The organism is Pseudoflavonifractor sp. AF19-9AC (genome assembly GCF_003478995.1).
Taxonomy (GTDB): Bacteria; Bacillota; Clostridia; order Oscillospirales; family Oscillospiraceae; genus Lawsonibacter.
In genome coordinates this window covers 69,040-91,035 of the sequence record NZ_QUGI01000009.1, presented here as the reverse complement: position 1 = coordinate 91,035, position 21,996 = coordinate 69,040, and the positions used below count along the sequence as shown (strand labels likewise).

The window sequence follows — 21,996 nt, the reverse complement described above, 5'->3', positions numbered from 1 at the left end:
GGGTGAAGTATGAATTTTATTACTGAGGTTTTAACAAAAATCATGCAGGGTTCGGGCTTCGCCGCTCTGGACTGGAAGACCGTGCTGATGCTGTTTATTGCCTGTGTGCTGCTTTATATGGGTATCGGCAAAGGCTTTGAGCCTCTGCTGCTGGTTCCCATCGCCTTTGGTATGCTGCTGGCAAACCTGCCTGTGACCGGACTGTTCAATCCTCCGGTTTATGATGCCGCCACCCACAGCGGCACCGTGGGCTTTATGTGGGTACTCTATCAGGGTGTTCAGTACGCCATTTACCCGTCCATTATCTTTATGGGAATTGGCGCCATGACGGACTTCGGCCCCCTGCTGGCCAACCCCATGTCTCTGCTGCTGGGCGCTGCCGCTCAGCTGGGCATTTTTGCCGCCTTCCTGATGGCTCTGGTCATTGGCCCCATCACCGGCGGCGCCATCTCCTTTACCCCCGCCCAGGCCGCTGCCATCGGCGTAATCGGCGGCGCAGACGGCCCCACCGCCATTTTGACGGCTTCCAAGCTGGCTGTGAGCATTTTGCCGGCCATTGCCATCGCTGCTTACTCCTACATGGCGCTGATTCCTCTGATTCAGCCCCCCATCATGAAGCTGCTCACCACCAAGGAGATGCGCAAAGTCAAGATGACCCAGCTGCGCACTGTTTCCAAGACGGAAAAGATCATCTTCCCCATTGCCGTTACCCTCTTTGTGGTGCTGCTCATCCCTGACACCGCGCCCCTGATCGGTATGCTCATGCTGGGCAACCTGTTCCGTGAGTGCGGCGTCACCGAGCGTCTGTCTGACGTGGCCCAGAATGCCCTGATCAACATCGTGACCATCCCCCTGGGTCTGTCGGTGGGCTTCAAGGCTACTGCTGACGAGTTCCTTACCGGCCAGACCCTGGGCATCATCTTCCTGGGCCTGACCGCCTTCCTGCTGTCCACTGCCGGCGGTATCATCTTCGGCAATGTGATGTATGTCCTGACCAAGGGCAAGGTGAACCCCCTCATCGGCTCCGCCGGTGTGTCTGCCGTACCCATGGCCGCCCGGGTTTCCCAGGTGGTCGGCCAGAAGGAGAATCCCTCCAACTTCCTGCTCATGCACGCCATGGGCCCCAACGTGGCCGGTGTTATCGGTTCCGCTGTGGCTGCCGGCTTCATGATCAAGGTGTTCGGTGGCTGATCCCATATCTGGTTCAGATTGCACCCCGGCTTCTCAGCTTGAGAAGCCGGGGTGCTTTTTTATGGGCAGACACCAACTGGAAATGGCAGGCATAGACTGAACCGGGTGAGCCTGAAAATGGCTGCCTCGTTGCAGAAGGATCAGCCTACTTCCCGGATGTAAAAAGCGAAGGCAAGCTCACCGGACAGACCGGTGAGAAAATGGCCCAAAGCAGGGGAGAAGGATGTGCACATGTGCTGGGGGAGAGAAATCGAGGATGAACTTACACGTCTGCATGCTAAAAGAAAACGACTGCTACAAGGCGGGAAGAACCATTGTCCCCAAGGGGGTGATGGTTCACTCTACCGGAGCCAACAATCCCAATCTCAGGCGCTATGTGGGCCCCGACGACGGCCTGTTGGGGGAGAGCTCTTCCCGGAACTGGAACCAAAGCGGCGTGGGAGCCTGCGTCCATGCCTTCATTGGCAGACAGAAAGATGGAACGGTGGCCACCTATCAGACGCTGCCCTGGACCATGCGTGGGTGGCACAGCGCCAGCGGCCCCAAGGGCAGCGCCAACAACACTCACATCTCGTTTGAAATCTGTGAAGATGACCTGTCCGACGAGACGTATTTCCGGGCCGTCTATCAAGAGGCGGTGGAGCTGACCGCCTACCTGTGCCAGCGCTACGGTCTGGACCCAAAGGCGGATGGAGTGGTCATCTGTCATCAGGAGGGGCATCAGCGGGGGATTGCCAGCAATCACGCCGACGTACTCCACTGGTTTCCCATGTATGGCAAGTCCATGGACGATTTTCGAGCCGATGTGGCTCAGGCAATGGAGGAAGAAACGGTGACACAAGAACAGTTCAACAAGATGATGGAGGTCTATTTGAAAAGCCGGACCAAGCTGGCCACCAGCGATTGGGCCAAGGAGCCTCTGCGTCAGGCGGTGGAACGGGGCTTCACGGACGGCACCAGCCCCCAGGGCTTTGCCACCCGGCAGGAAGTGGCAGCTATGCTCAACGCTGCCCTGAAATAACAGAAGAGCTGCCCCGCCGGCAGTGACCGGTGGGGCAGCTGGGACAAGAAGTCAAGCCAAAGAATGGCGCCGTTGTTGAGGCAAGAGAAGTATAAAAAAACGATGCCGCAAAGCACAGGCTTTGCGGCATCGTGGCGCAGAAGGGGGGATTCGAACCCCCGCACGGTTTTACCCGCCTACTCCCTTAGCAGGGGAGCCCCTTATAGCCACTTGGGTACTTCTGCATGGCTACAAGCAATAAACTTATTTGAGAAAAAAGTGGCGGAGAGAGTGGGATTCGAACCCACGGCTCTTGCGAGTCACCGGTTTTCAAGACCGGCTCCTTAAACCACTCGGACATCTCTCCTCATCTTTTTCAATCAGAGGCGAGAACTATCCTACCATATTTTTTTCTCTCTGTCAATAGAAGCTTTGAAATCTCTGAGAAAAATGTGGAGAACGACTTGACAATGGGGGAAAACATGATAAAATGACACAGTAAACGCTATGACGAAGCCAAGCGCGGCGGCGCCGCCCAAAGCGAGGGGGAAGGGTGAAAGCCCCCGGCAGGCAGAACCGCGCAAGCCACTTCTGAGCGGCCCGGGAGGACCGGGACGGATTGCCCCACGTTATTGGGCAGCTGAAGATGCCCGGGTACCTGGTGTAACCTGGGATAATCAGGGTGGTACCGTGGAATTTCCGCCCCTGACGAAGGTCAGGGGCGGTTTTTTTCGGGAAAAAGGAGTGTGACATGAGCAAATTCAAACGATTGACAGCCGGCGTGCTGGCCGTGGTGCTGCTGGCCGTGCTGACCGGATGCAGCGGAAAGGCGCTGCCCCAGGGCATGGATGAGGAGGCTCTCCTGGATGCAGGGCGGGAGATCGTGACCCTGCTCAACGAGGGGGACTATCAGGCCGTCTACGACCGGATGCGGGCCGACGGCCAGGAGACCAGTACCGTGGATGATATCCGGGAAGCCATGGAGAATCTGCTGGACGACGTGGGACCCTATGTGAAGGAGAATGACACCCTTGTCACCGGGCAGAAGCTGGACAGCGGCGAAGAATATGGCACGGCGGTGTTCTACTGCAAGCACGAGAAAAAGAAAGCGGTCTACCGGGTGGCCTTCAGTACTGAGATGGAACTGATGGGCTTTACCGTTGGAGAGCAGTCCTTATTTTAATAGCAAATCGTATTATATATAAAAGATTTTACATGGAGGTAATCAAATATGAGCGATCCCAAACCCTTTGGCCTGAATGAACTGCGCGAGATGTTCCTGGCCTTCTTTGAGACGAAGGGCCATCTTCGTCTGCCCAGCTTTTCTCTGATCCCCCAGAACGACCCCTCTCTGCTGCTCATCAACAGCGGCATGGCCCCCATGAAGCCCTGGTTCACCGGGGAGCAGGAGCCTCCCCGTCACCGGGTGTGTACCTGCCAGAAGTGCATCCGTACCGGCGACATTGAGAACATCGGCAAGACTGCCCGCCACGGCACCTATTTTGAGATGCTGGGCAACTTCTCCTTCGGTGACTACTTCAAGAAGGATGCCATCCACTGGGCCTGGGAGTTTTTGACCAGCCCGGAGTGGGTGGGCCTGGACCCCAACCGCCTCTATCCCTCCGTCTTTGAGGGCAACGAGACTACCCCCGCCGACGACGAGGCCTTCCGTATCTGGAACGAGGAGATCGGCATCCCCGCTGACCACATCTTCAAGTTCGGCAAGGCGGACAACTTCTGGGAGCACGGCTCCGGCCCCTGCGGTCCCTGCTCTGAGATCTACTACGACCGGGGTGAGCAGTGGGGCTGCGGCAAGCCCGGCTGCACCGTGGGCTGTGACTGCGACCGCTACATTGAGGTCTGGAACGTGGTGTTCTCCCAGTTCGACAACGACGGTGAGGGCCACTACACCGAGCTGAAACAGAAGAACATCGACACCGGCATGGGTCTGGAGCGTCTGGCCTGCGTGTGCCAGGGCGTGCCCTCCCTCTTTGACGTGGACACCGTCATGAACATCACCCACAAGGTGAGCGAGATCACCGGCGCCCACTACGGCGAGACCGCCGCCAAGGACGTGTCCCTCCGGGTGATTACCGACCACATCCGCTCCGCCACCTTCATGATCTGCGACGGCGTGCTGCCCTCCAACGAGGGCCGGGGCTATGTGCTCCGCCGCCTGCTGCGCCGGGCCGCCCGCCACGGAAAGCTGCTGGGCGTGAACAAGCCCTTCCTCTATGAGGTGTGTGACACCGTCATTCACGAGAACGAGGGCCACTACCCTGAGCTGCGGGAGCGCCAGGACTATATCACCAAGGTCATCCGGGTGGAGGAGGAGAACTTCGCCAAGACCATCGACGGCGGCCTCCGTATCTTCAATGAGATGCTGGAGGGCCACAAGGCCAAGGGGGAGCAGACCTTCTCCGGCGCCGACGCCTTCAAGCTCTATGATACCTACGGCTTCCCCATTGACCTGACCCTGGAGATGGTGGAAGAGCAGGGCATGAAGCTGGACGAGGACGAGTTCCACAAGCAGATGGAGGAGCAGCGCCAGCGGGCCCGGAAGGCCCGGGAGGCTCTGGGCGATCTGGGCTGGTCCGGCGTGGAGTTCGGCAAGGACGTGCCCGAGACCCAGTTTGTGGGCTACGAGAACACCGCCATTGAGGATGCCAAGGTGGTGGCCCTGGTGGTGGAGAACGAGCAGGCTGAGGAGGTCATGCCCGGCGTGGAGGCCATCCTGGTGCTGGACAAGACTCCCTTCTATGCCGAGATGGGCGGCCAGGTGGCCGACCACGGCACCATCACCACCCAGAGCGGCGCCCAGTTCCTGGTCAACGACGTGCAGAAGAACAAGGGCGGCAAGTATATGCACTACGGCAAGCTGTCCTCCGGCGTGCTGAAGCTGGGCGATACCGTCACTGCCGCCATTGACGTGAAGCGCCGCAAGGCCGTGATGCGCGCCCACTCCGCCACCCACCTGCTGGACAAGGCCCTTCGCACTGTGCTGGGCGACCACGTCCATCAGGCCGGCTCCCTGGTGGAGGAGGACCGCCTGCGCTTTGACTTCACACACTTCTCCGCCATGACCGCTGAGGAGCTGGCCAAGGTGTCTGCCATGGTCAACGAGGCGGTGCTGGAGGGCTATGAAATCCACACCGACGTGCTGCCCATTGAGGAGGCCAAGAAGCGGGGCGCCATCGCCCTCTTCGGCGAGAAGTATGGCGACACCGTCCGGGTGGTGGACATGGGCGAGGGCTACTCCGTGGAGTTCTGCGGCGGCACCCACCTGGACAACACCGCCAAGGTGGGCGTGTTCCACATCTCCAGCGAATTCTCCGTGGCCAGCGGCGTGCGCCGTATTGAGGCCACCACCGGCCGGGCTTCCCTGGAGGTCATGAACCGCAACCAGGAGATGCTCTTCCAGGCCGCTGCTACCCTGAAGGCCAAGCCCGGCGAGCTGCGGGACAAGGCTGAGCACCTGATGGCCGAGATGAAGGACCTGAAGCAGCTGGTGGAGAAGTTCAAGAGCAAGGACGCCATGGGCGAGGCCGAGCGCTTCCTCTTTGCTGCCCACGACGTGGGTGGTCTGAAGGTGCTGACCTCCACCGTGCCCGATGCCGATGCCGCCCGGCTGCGCAGCATGGGCGACTTCCTGCGGGATAAGGATCCCAAGGTGGTGGCTGTGCTGGCCACCGTTCAGGGTGAGAAGATCACCTTCCTGGCCGTCTGCGGCAAGGAGGCCGTTCAGAAGGGCGTGAAGGCCGGCGACATCATCAAGCAGGTGTCTGCCATTGCCGGCGGTTCCGGCGGCGGCAAGCCTGACTCCGCCATGGGCGGCGGTAAGGATCCCCTGATGCTGGACAATGCTCTGGCTATGGTGGACAATGTAGTGTCCATGAAGCTGGGACTGTAAGCCGCCCCGCGATTGTAAGCAAATAGCACCTACAATGTGTAAAATCCCCGCCGAAATATACGGCGGGGATTTGCATATTGCCGTCCGAAGAGAGAAAATGGCGAAAGGAGAATATTCCCATGACGCGAGAGGACCTGAAACGGTTTCGTGCTTTGAAACTGGATTTTGAATCCATCGGACTCATCCAGCAGGAGGAGAATGAACCGTACTTCTGTACCCCGTTGGGAGCCGAGTATGTAGGTTGGATTGGTTGTGACGGCGTTCACTTTATTCTGCTGCCGGGAGACGAGCGGGTGTTCTGCGTCGATCCCGCCATGGGAGAGCCAGGGAGCTATGTGCTGCCGGTGGCGGAGAATTTTCGCACATTCCTCTCCTATGTGCTGTTTTGCCGGGACGCCAACCCCTTGTCCCAGATCTGGTGGCTTTCGGAGGAGCGCTTTCGCCAACTGCTGGCGGAGGACGGGGAAGCGGACTGGCCGGGGTGCCAGGAATTTTTGGCGCGAAAGGCACAGGCCCTGGAGTGCCTGCGTACGGAGTTTTCTATTGCTCCCGCCGATCCTTACGAGGCGGTAAAGACACTTCAGTCCGATTTTGACCCGGCGGTGCTGATCTTTTCCCCGGAGTATTACGAAACGCTTGGGCTTTAATACCCCCATTCCAGATACCTTTTTCACTCACAGAGGGACGGCCTGTGCCGTCCCTTTCAAAATTTTTTCTCCACTCAACAATTTGTTCCCTCCAATTGTGTAATAGACAGAAGAGATAGAAGGGAGGTGCCTTCGTGGATGGAATACGGAGCCGGGAGGAAGTGGCCAGCCTCTACCGGCGACACATCAAAATGGTCTATCAAATCTGCATGATGCTGATGAAAAACCGCCCTGACGCGGAGGACGCCGCCCAGAATGTCTTCCGCAAGGTGATGGAGGATCCAAAGCCCTTCCATGATCCGGAGCATGAAAAGGCATGGTTCATTGTCACCGCAAGAAACGAATGCAAAAATCAGCTGAAACACTGGTGGCGGACCAAACGGGTGGGGGAGGAGGCCCTGGAACACCTGACCTGGGAGCGCCCAGAGGACGGGGAACTATGGGAATACATCCTATCTCTGCCGGAGAAGTACCGCATGGTGCTCTACCTCCACTATTACCAGGGCTATTCCACCCTGGAGACGGCGGAGATCCTGGGAAAGAACCCTTCCACCGTCCGCACCTGGCTGGTTCAGGCCAGATGGAGGCTGAAAGACATCCTGGAGGTGAACGAGTATGGACAACCGTGAATTGGAACGGATCTTTGACCAGGTCCGGCTGTCTAGTGAGGAGGAAGAGGCCATGCTGGAGCGCCTCCTAAGCGAGAAAAGGAGGACAAGCCCAATGAAACCGGTGAAAAAAACAGTGACGGTGCTGGTGGCTGCCGCTCTGCTGCTGATGGCCTGCGCCTTTACGGTGATAACGGGTCTGGACCAGCGATTTGTGGCCTATTTCAGAGGCGCGGAGGAGGACGCCCAGCAGGTGTCCGGGGGCGTCGTTGGAGTGGAAGAGAGCTTCCAGTATGAAAACGGCTGGACGGTCAACATCGTGCAGGTGTTGGCGGACCGCTATTCCATGGCAGTCCTCTCCGAGGTGGTTGCCCCGGAGGGAACCGTGCTGGACGGAGAGGCCTACTACTTGGAACTGGGCATGGAGCTGCCCCCTTCGGCACGCAACCAGCCGGCCAGCAGCGGCTGGGGTTACGGCCCGGTGATTCTGGAGGATGAGGACCCAGGGGACAACCGGCTCACCTTCCTCCAAACCAAGGGGGCCCGGGAGCTGGGAGCCAAGGACCTGTTGGGCCAGAGCGTGACCCTGACGCCAAAATGGCTGATGGAGAGCGGAGGCAAAAAATTGAACGTGGACTTCTCTAGGGAGGAGCAGGAGCAGAGCTGCACCGTGGCCCTGCCGGAGCAGGACAGCGGCAGAACCTACGCCCTGAGTGCGCCGATCCAGGTGGATGGGGAGACTATGACCCTGAGCGAGCTCTACCTCTCACCCATCAGCGCGGCCTTCGTCCTCCAGGGAGAGATGGAGGAGCGGGCTTGGGAGGAGTCGGACCTGGCCCGCGTTGAGGAGGATGCCAGTCTCCGTCTTGCGGACGGCACAGAGGTGTCCGTACGGCGTATGGTGTCCCAGACCACCGACGAAGCCACCGGAGCGGTACACAGCATCTTCCAGACCGATATGATTCTGGAACCGGAGGATGTGACCGCCATCACCCTGCTGGGCCAGACCTTCTCCCTGGATGGGCTGACCTTCACCGAGGGCTGATTGCCCATTGCAATTTCGGCAAAATGGGGTACAATGGAAGTACCTGACAAACAAAGGAGGGTTTTCCATGTCTGATTGCCTGTTTTGTAAGATTGCCGCCGGGCAGATTCCGTCCAACAAGGTCTACGAGGATGAGACGGTCTATGCCTTCTACGACATCGATCCCCAGGCGCCCACCCACTTCCTGGTGATTCCCAAGGCCCATATCGCCTCCGTGGCGGAGATCAACCCGGAGAATGCCACCGTGGTGGCCCACATCTTTGCCGTGATCTCCAAGGTGACCAAGGACTTGGGCCTGGAGAGCTACCGGGTGGTGTCCAACATCGGAGAGCAGGCCGGCCAGTCTGTGCCTCATCTCCATTTCCACGTCCTCGGTGGACGGGATATGACCTGGCCTCCCGGCTGATGCAAGAAAACAGAAAAACTCCGGAGCTTTGGGCTCCGGAGTTTTTTTGTGAAAGGCCAAAAAAGTGGTTGACAAATGAGTTAGCATATGCTAATCTAAACGTGGTTAGAGGAAGCGAACTCCCCTCCTCACATTACACCTCCCTGCTTTCTTCCTACCTAGTGTGACGCACTCTGACCACCAGAAATGTCCGGCGGAACAGGCATCTCCCCGGACGGCGCCCCCGACCGTGAGCATACACGCGGTCGGGGGCGTTTTTATGCCCGGACAAGAATTTGGAGGTAGAAGCGGGGCGAATCAGGTGACAAAAGGGATGTTTTCTGGTATAGTATAAAAGATCCAAAGTTAAGGCGGTTCCCCGGGGCCCGGCTCAGGGGGGATGACGGAGGCCGCAGGCCGTTTTTCAGGCAGAGGAGGTGCGCGTGGTGGAGCTTCAGCAGCTGCAGGTACAAAAGCTGACGCAGCAGCAGCTGCAGAGTGTGGAGCTGCTGCAGCTGAGCACGGTGGAGCTGGAGGCCTATATTCAGGAGCTGGCCCTGGAAAACCCTATGGTGGAGCCCGAGGAGCGGACGGCAGCGGAGCTGGACCGGGGCGAGGAGCTGATCAGCCGCCTGCGCTGGCTGGAGGACAACGACCGGCAGAACCACTTCTACCAGACCATGAGCGAGGAGGAGCTGGACCCCCTGGCCCGGATTGGGACGGAGGGCGGACTGGAGGAGACGCTGCAGCGCTTTGTCCTGCGGCAGATTGACCGCCTTCCCCTGGACCGGGATATGACCCGGTGCGTCCAGAGTCTGGCCTGTTTTTTGGAGGACGACGGCTACTTGCGGGTGGGACTGGAGGAAATTTCGAAAAATACCCGGATTCCGGTTCCCATGCTGGAGCAGGGGCTGGAGATTCTCCAGTCTCTGGACCCGCCTGGAGTGGGGGCGGAGACCCTGTCTCAGTGTCTGGTGCTCCAGCTGGAGCGTCAGGGGGAGGTGGGCCCCGCGCTGTCGGTGGCAAAGGACTGTCTGGATCTGCTGGCCAAGCGGCGCTACCGTGCCATTGGGGAAAAGCTTGGCCTGACCATGACCCAGGTCCAGCAGGCCGAGGAGCGTATTCAGCAGCTGGAACCCCGGCCGGGCATGATGTTCCAACGCTCGGAGCAGGTGGCCTATATCCAGCCTGACGTCTTTGTGGAGGAGTCCGATGGGGGCTACGTGATTCAGGTCCGCCAGCGGGAGCGCCCCATGTTTCACATCAACAGCTACTACCGGGAGCTGCTGAAGCAGTCCTCAGACCGGGAGGTGAGGGAGTACCTGGGCGCCAAGCTTCGCCAGGCGGAGAACGTGCTGTGGGCGGTGGACCAGCGTGAGAGCACCTTGCAGCGCTGTGCTCAGGTGATCGTGCAGCGGCAGAACGAGTTTTTCCGCCGGGGGCCCATGGCCCTGGTTCCCCTTCGGCTGGTGGACGTGGCCCAGGAGCTGGGAATCCACGAATCCACCGTGAGCCGGGCGGTGCGGGAGAAATACCTCCAGTGTCAGCGAGGCGTATATCCTCTAAACTACTTTTTCTCCCGCCGGGCGGTGGGGGAGGAGCAGGCCTCTTCCATGGGGGCTACGGCGGCCAGGATGCTGCTGCGCCGCCTCATCGAGGAGGAGGACAAAGCCGCGCCCCTCTCCGATCAGAAGCTGTGTGAGCGCATGGCCCAGGAGGGCTGTCCTCTGTCCCGGCGGACTGTGGCCAAGTATCGGGATGAGATGAACATTCCGGGGGCCAGCGGCCGCCGGCGCTATTAAAAAACAAATACGCCCCGGATAGCGGAGAGGGATGCTATCCGGAGCGTATTTTTTTCTTTGGTGATGGATGGAATCACACAAAGGGAAGAGAGCAAATTCAGCGGGCAAAGGTACGATAATAGGCCTCAAGAAGAGCAGACAACTTTTTCATAAATAATTCCTCCATTCTGCTGCACCAGGCAGCACTCAGACAGATGACGGAATGGAGAGCGGGGCCGGAACAGGGCCCTGCTCCAATCGATTATAGATCAGGAAGGACGCGGCCCTTACAGCTGCCACGCGGAGCGTCGCTGATGGTGGGTGTACAGGGCGTTGGAAAAGAGGGAACCATGTTTCATCGTCAGGACCTCCATTCATTCTGAAAAATCAATTGGGAACTGGCCAGTTCCTTTGGACAACTATACCTTATCACAGTTGTCTTTAAAAAGGAAATACATATATTATTGCGTTTATCATATCTTTTTGATATGATAAACAGGAGGTGAGAAACCATGGAACTGCGTACCCTGCGCTATTTTACTGTGGTGGCCCGGGAGCTGAACATCACCCGGGCGGCGGAGAAGCTGCACATGAGCCAGCCGCCTCTGAGCAATCAGATGCGGGCTCTGGAGGAGGATTTGGGCGTCACCCTGTTTTACCGGGGGAAGCGGCGGCTGCAGCTGACCCAGGAGGGGGAGCTGCTGCTGCGCCGGGCGGACCAGATGCTGGACCTGGCGGATAAAACCCGGCAGGAGCTGCAGACCATGGCGGAGGGCCTCTCGGGCACGGTCAGCCTGGCCATGGTGGAGGGGCGGGCCCCCTATCTGTGCGCCCAGTGGATTGCGGGCTTTCGGGAGCACTATCCTCTGGTGCGGTACAGCCTGTGGAACGGAAGCGGCGATGACGTGCTGGAGCGGCTCCAGAAAGGATTGGCTGACCTGGCCATCCTGGCGGCCCCCTACGACAGTGAGCATCTGGACGGCGTCCCTGTGGGCCGGGAGCCCTGGGTGGCGCTGATTCCTCGACAGCACCCCCTGGCTCAGATGGAGGGAGATTCCGTGCCGCTGGAGCGTTTAGCGGGGGAGGAACTGATCATTCCCTCCCGGAAATCCAGGGTGGAGGCCATCCGGGCCTGGTTTGAGGAGATCGGCGCCGAACCCCGCATTTTATGTGAGATGTCCAACTATGTGGACGCGGTGGCCCTGACAGAGCAGGGGGTGGGCATCAGCATTTTCCCCCAGACCACATCCACGCCAAACCGCCTGCTGGTGTCCAAGGTCATTACCGGCAGCCCCCGGCAGGCGGAGTATGTGCTGGTGTGGCCCAAAGATCAGCGGCCTCTGGGTGTGGCGGGCCAGTTTCTTCGCTATGTGCAGGAGAGCCGGGAGGCGGAAGAGCTGGGGGTGTCGCTGGAGGAGCGGCCCCTGCTGTAAGATACAAAAAACCGGACGCCCCGCAGGGCGTCCGGTTTGCTTTTATCCAAAGACTTAGAGAATGGTCTGATTGGGCATCTCGTGAATGTTGTGCTTCTTGGCGTAGCCGGTGAGCATCAGGGTCAGCGCGCCGTCGCCGGTGACGTTGCAGGCGGTGCCGAAGCTGTCCTGGAGGGCGAAGATGGTCATCATCAGGCCAGTGCCGTCGTTGTCAAAGCCCAGCACGCTGATGATGAGCCCCAGGGACGCCATCACCGTGCCGCCAGGCACGCCGGGGGCGCCCACGGCGAAGATGCCCAGCAGGAAGCAGAAGAGGATCATGGAGCCCAGAGAGGGCAGGGTGCCGTAGAGCACCTTGGAGACCACCATGACAAAGAAGGTCTCAGTGAGCACAGAGCCGCACAGGTGGATGTTGGCGAACAGGGGGATGCCGAAGTCGGTCAGGTCCTGGCGGAGGACAGAGGACTTCTTGGCGCCCTTCAGAGCCACGGCCATGGTGGCGGCGGAGGACATGGTGCCCACGGCGGTGAGGTAGGCGGGGCCGTAGTGGCGCAGTACCTCCCAGGGGTTGGAGCCGGAGTAGAGCCCGGCCAGGCCGTACAGCAGGGCCAGCCAAATATAGTGGCCCACCATAACGATGAGAATGACGATGAGGAAGATGGGCAGCTGCTTGGTGATGGTGCCCTCATAGGCCAGACCGGTGAAGGTGCCGGCAATGAAGAAGGGCAGGATGGGGATGACCACCCGGGTCACCACGGCCAGAATGATCTGCTGGAACTCCTCCAGCACCTGAGTGACCACCCGGGCGTGGGTCCAGGTGGCAGCCAGGCCCACCAGCACGGAGAACACCAGGGCAGACATCACCGACATGATGGGGGCAATCTCCAGGTTAAAAAGCAGCTCGGGGGTGTCCCGAAGGCCGTCCACCGCAGACTGGATGGACAGGGCGGGGATGATGGTGTAGCCGGCCGCAGTGGAAAAGAGGGCGGCACACACCGAAGAGGTATAGGCCAGCGCCAGCGCCAGCGCCAGCATCCGGGAAGCGTTGCTTCTCAGCCGGGTGATGGAGGGGGCGATGAAGCCGATGATGATGAGGGGCACACAGAAGGAGATCAGCGAACCCAGCAGGTTTTTCACGGTCAGAATCACCTGCATGATCATGACGCCCACGTCTTTTCCAAAGAGGAACAGATTGGTGCACGCCAGGCCCAGGAAGATACCGATAATCACGCCGATGATCAGACGAGCGGGCAGGCTGTTCAGAGCTTTTTTCACAGGACCACAACCTTTCTTGTTTTGCGGAGCATCCCTATGGTACCATAATATGCGCCTGGCCGCAACAGGGAAGCACAGTAAAAGTCAGCCCAGAATGCCCAGGTGCTCCAGAAGAATTTTCAGGCCCATGAGAACCAGAATGACGCCGCCGGCCAGCTCGGCTCCGGAGCGGAACCGGGCGCCGAACACGGCCCCCACCCGCACGCCGATGGCGGAGAGGAGAAAAGTGGTCACGCCGATAAAAATGACGGCGGGGAGGATGAGTACCTTAAGAAAGGCGAAGGTGACGCCCACCGCCAGGGCGTCGATGCTGGTGGCCACCGCCAGAGGCAGCATGGCCCGGGGAGTGAAAGAGCAGTCCACGTCCTCCTCCTGTCCGCGGGACTCCCGAATCATGTTAACGCCGATGATCGACAGCAGCACAAAGGCGATCCAGTGGTCGATGCTGGTGATCATGCTCTGGAACTGTACGCCCAGCAGCCAGCCCAGCAGAGGCATCAAGCCCTGGAACAGACCAAAATAGGCGCCGCAGATCAGACTGTGCCTTACCTGTACCTTGGGGACAGACAGCCCCTTGCATACGGAGACGGCAAAGGCGTCCATGGAAAGACCCACCGCCACCAGAAAAAGCTCCCATAAACCCATATTGTGTTCCTCCTCACTTGCTTGTGCGCGCAAAAAGAAAAAGACCCACCTGTCCCTGGGACAGGTAAGTCTCATCATTTCAGGTCCGGCCAGGAGAGGCATCTTCTCCAGTGTGTTGACCGGGCCGCGCGGAGCGCGCCGACTACTCCCTTACTTTCCCATAAGCCTAACAGAAACCACCGTCTGTGTCAACCTATTTTTCCCCCACCCCATTCATGCGGAGGCGAAAAAAGAAAATGAAATTTTTCCAAAAAAGTGTTGACACAATTCGAGGCTTATGGTAATATATCTCTTGCGCTGAGCGACACAGCAAAGCGCCAAGTCAATAAGATGCGCGAGTGGTGGAATTGGTAGACTCGCTGGCTTCAGGTGCCAGTGCTCGCAAGGGCGTGCGGGTTCGACTCCCGCCTCGCGCACCAACACAAAAGGACATCCGAAAGGATGTCCTTTTGTGTTGCCCTTTCCTCTTTTCAAAGCCCCGTCCCTGTGGTATAACAGTAGCGGCAGAAAGGAGAGAGGGCTGTGGAGCGTTCGGAACATTACCAGTCGGATGTTTGGATGTATTTTGACGGGCACCCGGAGGAGCAGGCACTCTACGAGGCCCTCTTTGCTCAGATGGAGCGACGCTTTCCTGACGCAAAGGTAAAGGTGCAGAAGAGCCAGATCAGCTTTTATGACCGGCACCTTTTTGCCGCGGCCTCTCTGCCGGTGCGGCGAAAGAAAGATTGGCCCCAGAAATGCCTGCTGGTGACTTTTGGTCTGGGATACCGCCTGGAGTCCTCCCGTGTTGCGGTGGCGGTGGAGCCCTATCCCAACCGCTGGACCCACCATGTGGTGGTTTCCCAGGGCGAGGAGCTGGATGAGGAGCTGATGGGCTGGCTGGAAGAAGCCGATCAGTTTGCCAGAAACAAATAAGAAAGGAGTGAGGGAACATGCTGCCGCAGGACCCCGCTATTTTGCTCAGCTATGTGAACACCTGTATGCGGGACGAGGGGTGCAGCCTGGAGGAGTTCTGCCAGGAGCACGACGCGGACCAGGAGAAGCTGGAGCAGAAGCTGGCTCAGCTGGGCTGCTGCTATGACCCGGAGCACCGCCGCTTTGGCTGAGCGGAGAATTTTTCTTGACTTTTTGCTCCGGGGATGGTATCGTAACCCCACAATCAAATCAATGCTTTGCCGCCGGGTAAAGTGACTGCGCGTTCGGATTTCATACCGTTAGGCCTTAGAAGGTATGAAACTCCGGGCGCTTTTTGTGTGTCTGGAGGGATCAAAATGGAGCGTGGGACACTGAGAAGGGAATTTTTTCACTATGTATCCATGAACGTGCTGGGAATGCTGGGGCTGTCCTGCTACATTCTGGCGGATACCTGGTTTGTGGCCAGAGGGCTGGGAGCGGACGGACTGGCCGCGCTGAATCTGGCCATCCCGGTGTACAGCTTTATGTATGGGTCCGGTCTGATGGTAGGCATGGGAGGCGCCACGAAATACACTCTGCTCCGGGGCGCGGGGAATCAGAAGGAGGCCGAGAGCATCTTTACCAAGTCCGTGCTGCTGGCCGGTATTCTGGCCCTGGTTTATATGCTGCTGGGGGCCTTTGGAGTGGAGAAGCTGGCCGCTCTTTTGGGAGCGGAGGGAGCGGTATTCCCCATGACCGCCATTTATTTAAAGGTAATCCTGCTCTTTGCCCCCGCCTTCCTCCTGAACAGCACGCTGCTGTGCTTTGTGCGCAACGACGGCGGCCCCGGCCTGGCCATGACGGCCATGGTGAGCGGGAGTCTGGCCAATATTGTGCTGGACTATGTCTTTATCTTCCCCTGCGGTATGGGAATCTTCGGGGCTGTGCTGGCCACCGGCTTTGCTCCTGTCATCAGCATGGCCATTCTCTCCCGGTGGTTCTGGGGACGGCACAATACCTTCGGACTGAAGCGGACGGGATTGAATCCCCGGGCGGCGGGGGAGATTGCCGCCCTGGGGGTGTCCTCCCTCATTGCGGAGGTGTCCTCCGGCGTGGTGATGATCGTATTCAACCTGCTGATTCTGGACCTGGAGGGCAGCGTGGGCGTGGCCGCCTACGGAGTGGTGGCCAATCTGTCCCTGGTGCTGATGGCCATTTTCACCGGCGTGGGGCAGGGAATTCAGCCTCTGGTCAGCCGGTGCTGCGGCGCGGGAGAGCTGGAGCGGGGCAGGGGAGTATATCGGGATGCGCTGCTGGCTGCGGAGGCCGTGGCCCTGCTCACCTACGTCCTCTTCGCCCTGTTTGCCGGTCCCATTGCCGGGGCCTTTAATGGGGAGGGAAATCCACAGCTGCAGGAGATTGCCACCCTGGGGCTGCGGCTTTACTTTCTGGCGCTGCCCTTCGCGGCGTTTAATGTGGTTTCCGCCCTCTATCACAGTGCGGCGGACCGGCCCAACCGCGCCTTTCTCATCTCCGTGCTGCGGGGCTTTGTGCTGATTCTGCCCCTGGCTTTTCTGCTGGCCTGGAGGCTGGGGATGACCGGCGTGTGGCTGGCCTTTCCGGCGGCGGAGTGCGGCACAGCTCTGCTGGCCTGGCTCATCGGAGGCCGGGAAAAGGAGCGCTGAACGGAAGAACGAAAAAAGAAAACAAACAAAATCTTACGAAATCTTCCCAAATATGCTATAATAACTCTATAATCACACGAAAACAGGAACAATAGAGGAAAACCCGCTCTTCCGGCCGAAGCTGTGACGTTGGGCCAGGAGAGCGGGTGCGGCTTGATGCAGTGGGAGGACTTGTATTATGTTTGAGGTAGGTTCGCTGGTCATTTATGGGTCGGACGGTGTATGCCGGGTAGAGAACGTGGGACCGCTGGAGATGCAGGACGCCCAGAAGGACATGCCCTACTATACCCTGTCTCCGCTCTATCACGGGGGCACCATTTTTACCCCGGTGGATACCAAGGTGCTCATGCGGCCGGGGATGACCCGGGAGGAGGCCGAGGCACTCATTGCCCACATTCCCCAGGTTCGGGCGGAGACCGGGCTGAGCCGCAATCCCCGCCTGCTTCATGAGCACTACCAGCTCAGTCTGAAGAGCGGCGACTGTGTGGAACTGGTGAAACTGATCCGAACGGTTTACGCCAAGGGCCGGGAGGCGGAGGGAAAGGGGCGCCGCCTGGGCCAGGTGGATGAGCGGAGCCGAAAACAGGCCATGGACATGCTCCACGGGGAGCTGGCGGTGGCTCTGGGCATCCCCGTGGACCAGGTGGAGGCCTATATCGCCCGGACCATAGAGCGGGCGCAGAGGGGCACAGAGGACATGAAAGCCGAAACCTGAGGAAAACGAGAAAATTGTGCTGGATTTTCCCTCTGCGGTCCGTTATACTAGTGTTGCTGCGCCCGACGGCTGATCGTGCCGCCGCTGGCAGCCAACCGAACGACGGAGGGATTTCCATGGATCGCCGGACGCTGGGCCATCTGGCCGCGCTGTTCACCATTGTCAACTGGGGTACCACCTTTATTGCCACCAAGGTTTTGCTACGTTCCTTTACGCCGGTGGAAATTTTGGTGTTCCGTTTCATGCTGGGTGTGGTGGCCCTGTTTGTGGCCTGCCCCAGGCTGCTGCGGGTGAAGGACCGAAAGCAGGAGCTGGTCTTCCTTGCGGCCGGTCTGACGGGAGCCTGCCTCTATTATCTGATGGAAAATGTGGCTCTGACCTACACCACGGCGGCCAACGTGGGCGTGATTGTCACGGCCGCCCCCCTCTTTACGGCGCTCATTGTGTGGAAAACCGGGGGCGGGGAGGGGAAGCCCAACGGAAAATTCTTCCTGGGATTTGTCACCGCCATGGCGGGCATCTGCCTCATCAGCTTCCCCAGCATCTCCTCCGTATCTCTGGATTGGCGCGGCGATCTGCTGGCCCTGGGGGCGGCAGCGGTGTGGGGAATCTATTCCCGGCTGGTAAAGGTGATTGCCACCTTCGGATACCCCATTTTACAGACCACCCGGCGCACCTTCCTCTATGGACTGGTGTTTATGATTCCGGCGGCCATGACCATGGACTTTCACTGGGGGCTGGAGCGCTTTGCCCAGCCGGTCAACGCCCTGACCATGCTGTATCTGGGAATCGGCGCCTGCGCGCTGTGCTTTGTGACCTGGGGTGTGGCGGTAAACTGCCTGGGTGCGGTGAAGACCAGCGTGTACATCTACCTCTCTCCCGTGATTACTCTGGTTTGCTCCGCGGTGGTGCTGAAGGAGCATATGACCGCTGCCTCTCTGGCCGGAGCGGCCCTGACCCTGGGCGGACTGGTGCTCTCCCAGTGGGACGCTCTGCGGGGAAAAGAGCCGGTAAAGGAATAAAAAACAGGCTGCAGATCATAGGTCTGCAGCCTGTTTTTTATCTGTGGATTATTGCGGCGCCTGGGGAGGCTCGTCCTCCTGGGGAACGGCGGGCGCCGGTACAGGGGGCGGGTTGCGCTTTTTCACATCCGCCCGGAGGATCTGATAGAGGGTGGCGGTAAGGGGTACGGCCAGGAGCATGCCGAAGATGCCCAGCAGGCCGCCGCCGATGGTGACGGCCGCCAGAACCCAGATACCAGGCAGGCCGATGGAGGAGCCCACCACTCTGGGGTAGATGAGGTTGCCCTCCAGCTGCTGCAAAACGGAGATGAACAGCAGGAAGAGCAGGGCCTTGATGGGGGAGACAGTAAAGATCATAAAGGCGCCCACGCCGGCTCCGATATAGGCTCCGGCCACCGGGATGAGGGCGGTGAAGCCAATCAGAGTGCCCACCATGGTGGCGTAGGGGAAGCGGAAGAGGAGCATTCCGGCAATGCACAGAAGGCCCAGAATTACCGCCTCGGTACACTGGCCCACGATGAACCGGTGGAAGCAGGTGTTCAGGGTCTGGAGAAAATAGGTCAGCCGGGAGTACCAGGAGGGCTTCAGATAGGTGCGCAAAACCAGAGCACCCTGCCGTTGGAGCTTCTCCTTGCCCACCAGCAGGTAGATGGAGAAGATGACGCTGACCACCAGGGTAAAGGCGGTGGAGATTGTTGCGGATACCAGAGACACCACAGAACCCATTACACCGCCCAGACCGGCCACCAGCCAGTTCACCGCCTGGGTGATGATCTCTCGCCAGTTGATGGAGCCATCGGCAAAGGCCACGCCGGAGGAGGCCAGGATCTGCTCCAGGTTGATATTCTGATTGAGCAGGTGGGCGAGCCGCTCCAGCAGGGGGATCACCTCCTGGATGAGCAGCGTGACACTCTGCATCAGCTCAGGCAGAATCATACGAATGATAAGGATGACAATGGCCACCAGGCTGGCAAAGGCCAGCAGCAGACAGACGGGGCGCCGGCTTTTGACAACAGCGGCCCGGGTGCTCCCCGGCCAGTACACCCGCTCATAGATGCTCATGAGAATGTTCACGGCGTAGGCGATTACGGCGCCCAGCAGCAGAGGGGCGGCGGTTCCCAGCACCAGCAGGGTCAGGTGGGAGAGGGCCCCCCAATAATGGATGGCCAGGTAGAGCAGAAACAGAGTGACCCCCAGCCGCAGCCAGCCCTTCCATTCATGTCTCATGGTCACATGCCCTCAATGAGATTGACCCGGAGATAGCCCTCCTCCGGATTGGTCTCGGCGACGAACTGGGGGACGGCGGGGATCATCAGCTCCCGCTCGCCGCCCCGGACCACATACACGTTGTTGGCCGGCAGGGTGAGGATGTCCGCCACCTTGCCCAGCACCCGGCCGTCCCGGGCGTCCCGCACCTCCAGGCCGTAGAGATCGGCCAGGAAGAAGGCTCCCTCGGGCAGCTGCACGTCCCTGCGGTCGATATACAAAATGGCGTTGCGCATGGCCAGGGCGCTGGGCACGTCGGTGACGCCGTGAAACTTCATAATGACCATGTTCTTGTGGACCCGGGCCCGCTCCACCTCAATGGGCCAGTGGGTCTTGTCCACATACAAGGTCTTGAACCGGCAGAGAAACTCCGGAGAATCGGCCCAGGGCTGAACCCGGACCTCCCCCATGATGCCGTGGACGTTGGTGATTTTTCCGACTTCCAAATACTGTTCCATTCTGGAATGTCCCTCCTTTTGGGTTCCGGGCGCAAAGCGCCGGGTAAAACGACAGCGCAGGAATCTCCTGCGCTGTCATTTTAGTCGACAATCTCAACAGAGACGCGCTTACCGGACCGCTGGGCCACGGAGCGGATAAGGACACGGATTTCCTTGGCGATGCGGCCCTGGCGGCCGATCACCTTACCCATGTCCTCGGGAGCCACCCGCAGCTCCAGAATGGTCTCGCCGTCGCCCTCAGACTCGGTGACGGAGACCTGCTCCGGATGCTCCACCAGATTTTGGGCCACGTAGGTCAGAAGCTCTTTCATTGCGTGCAAGACCTCCAAGCTTTACAGCGCGCCAGCCTTTTTCAGCAGGTCACGTACGGTCTCAGTGGGCTGAGCGCCGGTCTTGATCCAGGCCTGGGCGCGGTCCACGTCCACCTTCAGCTCGGCGGGGCTGACCACGGGATTGTAGATGCCAATCTCCTCGATGAAACGGCCGTCACGGGGATAACGGGAGTCGGCCACCACGATGCGGTAGAAGGGAGCCTTCTTGGCGCCCATGCGGCGCAGTCTGATTTTGACCATTTATGTTCACCTCCAAATGAATTTGTTAATGTTATATGGAAAGCGTCTGCGACGCCTTGCCAACAAGAAGGGGGCGCGTCAGAAGGGGAGACCCATTCCGCCGCCCATGCCGGGGAACATGCCCTTGCCGCCCTTTTTGCCCATCATCTTCCGCAGGTTCCGGGGCAGCTTGTTGCCGGAGAACTGCTTCGTCATGGTCTGGAGCATCTCAAACTGTTTGAGAAGGCGGTTGACGTCCACCACCTGGGTGCCGGAACCGGCGGCGATGCGCTTTTTCCGGCTGGAGTTGAGGACGCTGGGGTTTTCCCGCTCGTAGGGTGTCATGGACAGGATGATGGCCTCCATGCGCTGGAGGAGCTTCTCGTCCATGGTGGCCCCCTCCAAGTCGGAGGCCTTGACGCCGGGAATCATCCCGGCAATATCGCTGAGCGAGCCCATGTTTTTCAGCTGGGCCATTTGCTCGTAGAAATCGGTAAGAGTAAATTTGTTCTTGCGCAGCTTCTCCTGCAGCTCCAGGGCCTTCTTCTGGTCGAAGGACTGCTCCGCCTTCTCAATGAGGGAGAGCATATCACCCATGCCCAGGATCCGGCTGGCCATGCGGTCGGGGTGGAAGACCTCGATCTGGTCCAGCTTCTCGCCCATGCCCACAAACTTGATGGGCTTGCCGGTGACCGACTTGATGGAGAGAGCCGCACCGCCCCGGGCGTCGCCGTCCAGCTTGGTGAGCACCACGCCGCTGATGTCCAGGGCATCGTCAAAGGCCTTGGCGGCGTTCACCGCGTCCTGGCCGATCATGGCGTCTACCACCAGGAGAATTTCTGTGGGGTTGACCGCGGCCTTGATGGCCCGCAGCTCATCCATCAGCTCCTCGTCCACGTGGAGCCGGCCGGCAGTGTCCAGGAAAACAATGTCGTTGCCGTGCTTGAGGGCGTGCTCCACAGAGGCCTTGGCGATGTCCACGGGATTGATCTGTCCCATCTGGAAGACGGGGATGTCCAGCTGCTCGCCCACCACTTCCAGCTGCTTGATGGCGGCGGGACGGTACACGTCGCAGGCCACCAGCAGGGGGCGCTTGCCGTTCTGCTTTTTCATGAAGCCCGCCAGCTTGGCCACATTGGTGGTCTTACCGGCGCCCTGAAGGCCTACCATCATCACAATGGTGGGGGGCTTGGGGGAGATGGTCAGCTTGGCGCTGGTGCCGCCCATGAGCTCGGTGAGCTCCTGATTGACGATCTTGATGATCATCTGGGCGGGGGAGAGAGCCTCCAGCACGTCGGCACCCACCGCCTTCTCCGTCACCTGGGCGATGAACTGTTTGACCACCTTGTAGCTGACGTCGGCCTCCAGCAGAGCCAGGCGGATTTCCCGCATGGCCTCCTTGACGTCGGCCTCAGACAGGCGGCCCTTGCCCCGCAGCTTTTTGAAGGCAGCGGAGAGCTTTTCGGAAAGTCCTTCAAATGCCAT

The 21,996-nt window shown here is 59.6% G+C and carries 22 protein-coding genes and 3 tRNA genes; 16 read left to right on the top strand and 9 right to left on the bottom strand.

What is annotated here, in order from left to right; genetic code table 11:
* Positions 1-9: 9 nt before the first annotated feature.
* Together DWX58_RS14060 and DWX58_RS14055 are read left to right on the top strand one after the other, a co-directional pair.
* Positions 10-1,191, top strand: coding sequence for a sodium ion-translocating decarboxylase subunit beta (locus DWX58_RS14060; protein WP_118644895.1), 1,182 nt, complete (start codon positions 10-12; stop codon positions 1,189-1,191).
* A gap of 256 nt (positions 1,192-1,447) precedes the next feature.
* Positions 1,448-2,212, top strand: coding sequence for a peptidoglycan recognition family protein (locus DWX58_RS14055; RefSeq protein WP_118644892.1), 765 nt, complete (start codon positions 1,448-1,450; stop codon positions 2,210-2,212).
* A 132-nt stretch (positions 2,213-2,344) separates the two neighbouring features.
* Here DWX58_RS14055 and DWX58_RS14050 read toward each other — a convergent pair.
* Positions 2,345-2,436, bottom strand: a tRNA-Ser gene (locus DWX58_RS14050).
* A 35-nt stretch (positions 2,437-2,471) separates the two neighbouring features.
* Positions 2,472-2,558, bottom strand: a tRNA-Ser gene (locus tag DWX58_RS14045).
* A gap of 384 nt (positions 2,559-2,942) precedes the next feature.
* On the opposite strand from DWX58_RS14045, the gene DWX58_RS14040 reads away from it, so the two are divergent.
* From DWX58_RS14040 to DWX58_RS14005, 8 genes are all read left to right on the top strand, one after another.
* On the top strand, positions 2,943-3,374 hold the full coding sequence (locus DWX58_RS14040; RefSeq protein WP_118644889.1) for a DUF3887 domain-containing protein: 432 nt from the start codon (positions 2,943-2,945) through the stop codon (positions 3,372-3,374).
* Between the two features lie 48 nt (positions 3,375-3,422).
* On the top strand, positions 3,423-6,101 hold the full coding sequence (alaS, locus tag DWX58_RS14035) for an alanine--tRNA ligase (protein ID WP_118644887.1): 2,679 nt from the start codon (positions 3,423-3,425) through the stop codon (positions 6,099-6,101).
* Between the two features lie 119 nt (positions 6,102-6,220).
* The gene (locus DWX58_RS14030) at positions 6,221-6,748 is read left to right on the top strand and encodes a hypothetical protein (RefSeq protein WP_118644885.1); all 528 of its coding nucleotides are present in this window, start codon (positions 6,221-6,223) and stop codon (positions 6,746-6,748) included.
* 134 nt (positions 6,749-6,882) lie between these two features.
* Positions 6,883-7,377 carry an RNA polymerase sigma factor gene (locus tag DWX58_RS14025; RefSeq protein ID WP_243093533.1) on the top strand — a complete coding sequence of 165 codons (495 nt, stop codon included), beginning with the start codon at positions 6,883-6,885 and terminating at the stop codon, positions 7,375-7,377.
* A gap of 94 nt (positions 7,378-7,471) precedes the next feature.
* A complete protein-coding gene (locus DWX58_RS14020) occupies positions 7,472-8,401 on the top strand; it encodes a hypothetical protein (protein WP_118644883.1) in 930 nt (309 codons plus the stop codon).
* Positions 8,402-8,468: 67 nt separating this feature from the next.
* Positions 8,469-8,807 carry a histidine triad nucleotide-binding protein gene (locus tag DWX58_RS14015; RefSeq protein ID WP_118644881.1) on the top strand — a complete coding sequence of 113 codons (339 nt, stop codon included), beginning with the start codon at positions 8,469-8,471 and terminating at the stop codon, positions 8,805-8,807.
* Positions 8,808-9,232: 425 nt separating this feature from the next.
* Positions 9,233-10,588 carry an RNA polymerase factor sigma-54 gene (gene rpoN, locus DWX58_RS14010; RefSeq protein WP_158579299.1) on the top strand — a complete coding sequence of 452 codons (1,356 nt, stop codon included), beginning with the start codon at positions 9,233-9,235 and terminating at the stop codon, positions 10,586-10,588.
* A 491-nt stretch (positions 10,589-11,079) separates the two neighbouring features.
* Entirely contained in the window at positions 11,080-12,000 is a 921-nt protein-coding gene (locus DWX58_RS14005; protein WP_118644878.1) for a LysR family transcriptional regulator, read from the top strand.
* 54 nt (positions 12,001-12,054) lie between these two features.
* On the opposite strand, the gene DWX58_RS14000 is transcribed toward DWX58_RS14005, so the two are convergent.
* On the bottom strand, positions 12,055-13,275 hold the full coding sequence (locus tag DWX58_RS14000; RefSeq protein WP_118644877.1) for a dicarboxylate/amino acid:cation symporter: 1,221 nt from the start codon (positions 13,273-13,275) through the stop codon (positions 12,055-12,057).
* 84 nt (positions 13,276-13,359) lie between these two features.
* Positions 13,360-13,920: a manganese efflux pump MntP family protein gene (locus DWX58_RS13995; protein ID WP_118644876.1), complete on the bottom strand. Its 561-nt coding sequence runs from the start codon at positions 13,918-13,920 to the stop codon at positions 13,360-13,362.
* 332 nt (positions 13,921-14,252) lie between these two features.
* Here DWX58_RS13995 and DWX58_RS13990 point away from each other — a divergent pair.
* From DWX58_RS13990 to DWX58_RS13965, 6 genes are all read left to right on the top strand, one after another.
* Positions 14,253-14,339: transfer RNA gene (locus tag DWX58_RS13990), tRNA-Leu, on the top strand.
* Positions 14,340-14,442: 103 nt separating this feature from the next.
* Positions 14,443-14,835, top strand: coding sequence for a DUF5655 domain-containing protein (locus DWX58_RS13985; RefSeq protein ID WP_118644875.1), 393 nt, complete (start codon positions 14,443-14,445; stop codon positions 14,833-14,835).
* A 17-nt stretch (positions 14,836-14,852) separates the two neighbouring features.
* Entirely contained in the window at positions 14,853-15,026 is a 174-nt protein-coding gene (locus DWX58_RS13980) for a DUF4250 domain-containing protein (protein WP_118644873.1), read from the top strand.
* Positions 15,027-15,191: 165 nt separating this feature from the next.
* Positions 15,192-16,499, top strand: coding sequence for an MATE family efflux transporter (locus DWX58_RS13975; protein WP_118644871.1), 1,308 nt, complete (start codon positions 15,192-15,194; stop codon positions 16,497-16,499).
* 178 nt (positions 16,500-16,677) lie between these two features.
* On the top strand, positions 16,678-17,214 hold the full coding sequence (locus tag DWX58_RS13970) for a CarD family transcriptional regulator (RefSeq protein WP_118644869.1): 537 nt from the start codon (positions 16,678-16,680) through the stop codon (positions 17,212-17,214).
* A gap of 116 nt (positions 17,215-17,330) precedes the next feature.
* Positions 17,331-18,236 carry a DMT family transporter gene (locus DWX58_RS13965; RefSeq protein WP_199648855.1) on the top strand — a complete coding sequence of 302 codons (906 nt, stop codon included), beginning with the start codon at positions 17,331-17,333 and terminating at the stop codon, positions 18,234-18,236.
* 48 nt (positions 18,237-18,284) lie between these two features.
* Here the strand turns inward: DWX58_RS13965 and DWX58_RS13960 are convergent, their stop codons facing one another.
* The 5 genes from DWX58_RS13960 to ffh all read right to left on the bottom strand — a co-directional run bounded on the left by DWX58_RS13960 (position 18,285) and on the right by ffh (position 21,996).
* Complete coding sequence (locus DWX58_RS13960; RefSeq protein ID WP_118645002.1) at positions 18,285-19,463, bottom strand: AI-2E family transporter; 1,179 nt, start codon at positions 19,461-19,463, stop codon at positions 18,285-18,287.
* 2 nt (positions 19,464-19,465) lie between these two features.
* A complete protein-coding gene (gene rimM, locus DWX58_RS13955; protein ID WP_118644867.1) occupies positions 19,466-19,960 on the bottom strand; it encodes a ribosome maturation factor RimM in 495 nt (164 codons plus the stop codon).
* A gap of 80 nt (positions 19,961-20,040) precedes the next feature.
* Complete coding sequence (locus DWX58_RS13950) at positions 20,041-20,271, bottom strand: KH domain-containing protein (protein ID WP_199648853.1); 231 nt, start codon at positions 20,269-20,271, stop codon at positions 20,041-20,043.
* Between the two features lie 21 nt (positions 20,272-20,292).
* Complete coding sequence (gene rpsP / locus DWX58_RS13945; RefSeq protein WP_118644854.1) at positions 20,293-20,532, bottom strand: 30S ribosomal protein S16; 240 nt, start codon at positions 20,530-20,532, stop codon at positions 20,293-20,295.
* Positions 20,533-20,610: 78 nt separating this feature from the next.
* Entirely contained in the window at positions 20,611-21,996 is a 1,386-nt protein-coding gene (ffh, locus tag DWX58_RS13940) for a signal recognition particle protein (protein WP_118644852.1), read from the bottom strand.

Coding starts and splice junctions, on each gene's coding strand:
- DWX58_RS13980 (WP_118644873.1), top strand. CDS start 14,853: ATGCTGCCGCAGGACCCCGCTATTTTGCTCAGCTATGTGAACACCTGT.
- DWX58_RS13970 (WP_118644869.1), top strand. CDS start 16,678: ATGTTTGAGGTAGGTTCGCTGGTCATTTATGGGTCGGACGGTGTATGC.
- DWX58_RS13965 (WP_199648855.1), top strand. CDS start 17,331: ATGGATCGCCGGACGCTGGGCCATCTGGCCGCGCTGTTCACCATTGTC.
- DWX58_RS14040 (WP_118644889.1), top strand. CDS start 2,943: ATGAGCAAATTCAAACGATTGACAGCCGGCGTGCTGGCCGTGGTGCTG.
- DWX58_RS14030 (WP_118644885.1), top strand. CDS start 6,221: ATGACGCGAGAGGACCTGAAACGGTTTCGTGCTTTGAAACTGGATTTT.
- ffh (WP_118644852.1), bottom strand. CDS start 21,996: ATGGCATTTGAAGGACTTTCCGAAAAGCTCTCCGCTGCCTTCAAAAAG.
- DWX58_RS13950 (WP_199648853.1), bottom strand. CDS start 20,271: ATGAAAGAGCTTCTGACCTACGTGGCCCAAAATCTGGTGGAGCATCCG.
- DWX58_RS13995 (WP_118644876.1), bottom strand. CDS start 13,920: ATGGGTTTATGGGAGCTTTTTCTGGTGGCGGTGGGTCTTTCCATGGAC.
- DWX58_RS14005 (WP_118644878.1), top strand. CDS start 11,080: ATGGAACTGCGTACCCTGCGCTATTTTACTGTGGTGGCCCGGGAGCTG.
- DWX58_RS13960 (WP_118645002.1), bottom strand. CDS start 19,463: ATGAGACATGAATGGAAGGGCTGGCTGCGGCTGGGGGTCACTCTGTTT.
- DWX58_RS13975 (WP_118644871.1), top strand. CDS start 15,192: ATGGAGCGTGGGACACTGAGAAGGGAATTTTTTCACTATGTATCCATG.
- alaS (WP_118644887.1), top strand. CDS start 3,423: ATGAGCGATCCCAAACCCTTTGGCCTGAATGAACTGCGCGAGATGTTC.
- DWX58_RS14055 (WP_118644892.1), top strand. CDS start 1,448: ATGAACTTACACGTCTGCATGCTAAAAGAAAACGACTGCTACAAGGCG.
- rimM (WP_118644867.1), bottom strand. CDS start 19,960: ATGGAACAGTATTTGGAAGTCGGAAAAATCACCAACGTCCACGGCATC.
- DWX58_RS14060 (WP_118644895.1), top strand. CDS start 10: ATGAATTTTATTACTGAGGTTTTAACAAAAATCATGCAGGGTTCGGGC.
- DWX58_RS14015 (WP_118644881.1), top strand. CDS start 8,469: ATGTCTGATTGCCTGTTTTGTAAGATTGCCGCCGGGCAGATTCCGTCC.
- DWX58_RS14020 (WP_118644883.1), top strand. CDS start 7,472: ATGAAACCGGTGAAAAAAACAGTGACGGTGCTGGTGGCTGCCGCTCTG.
- rpsP (WP_118644854.1), bottom strand. CDS start 20,532: ATGGTCAAAATCAGACTGCGCCGCATGGGCGCCAAGAAGGCTCCCTTC.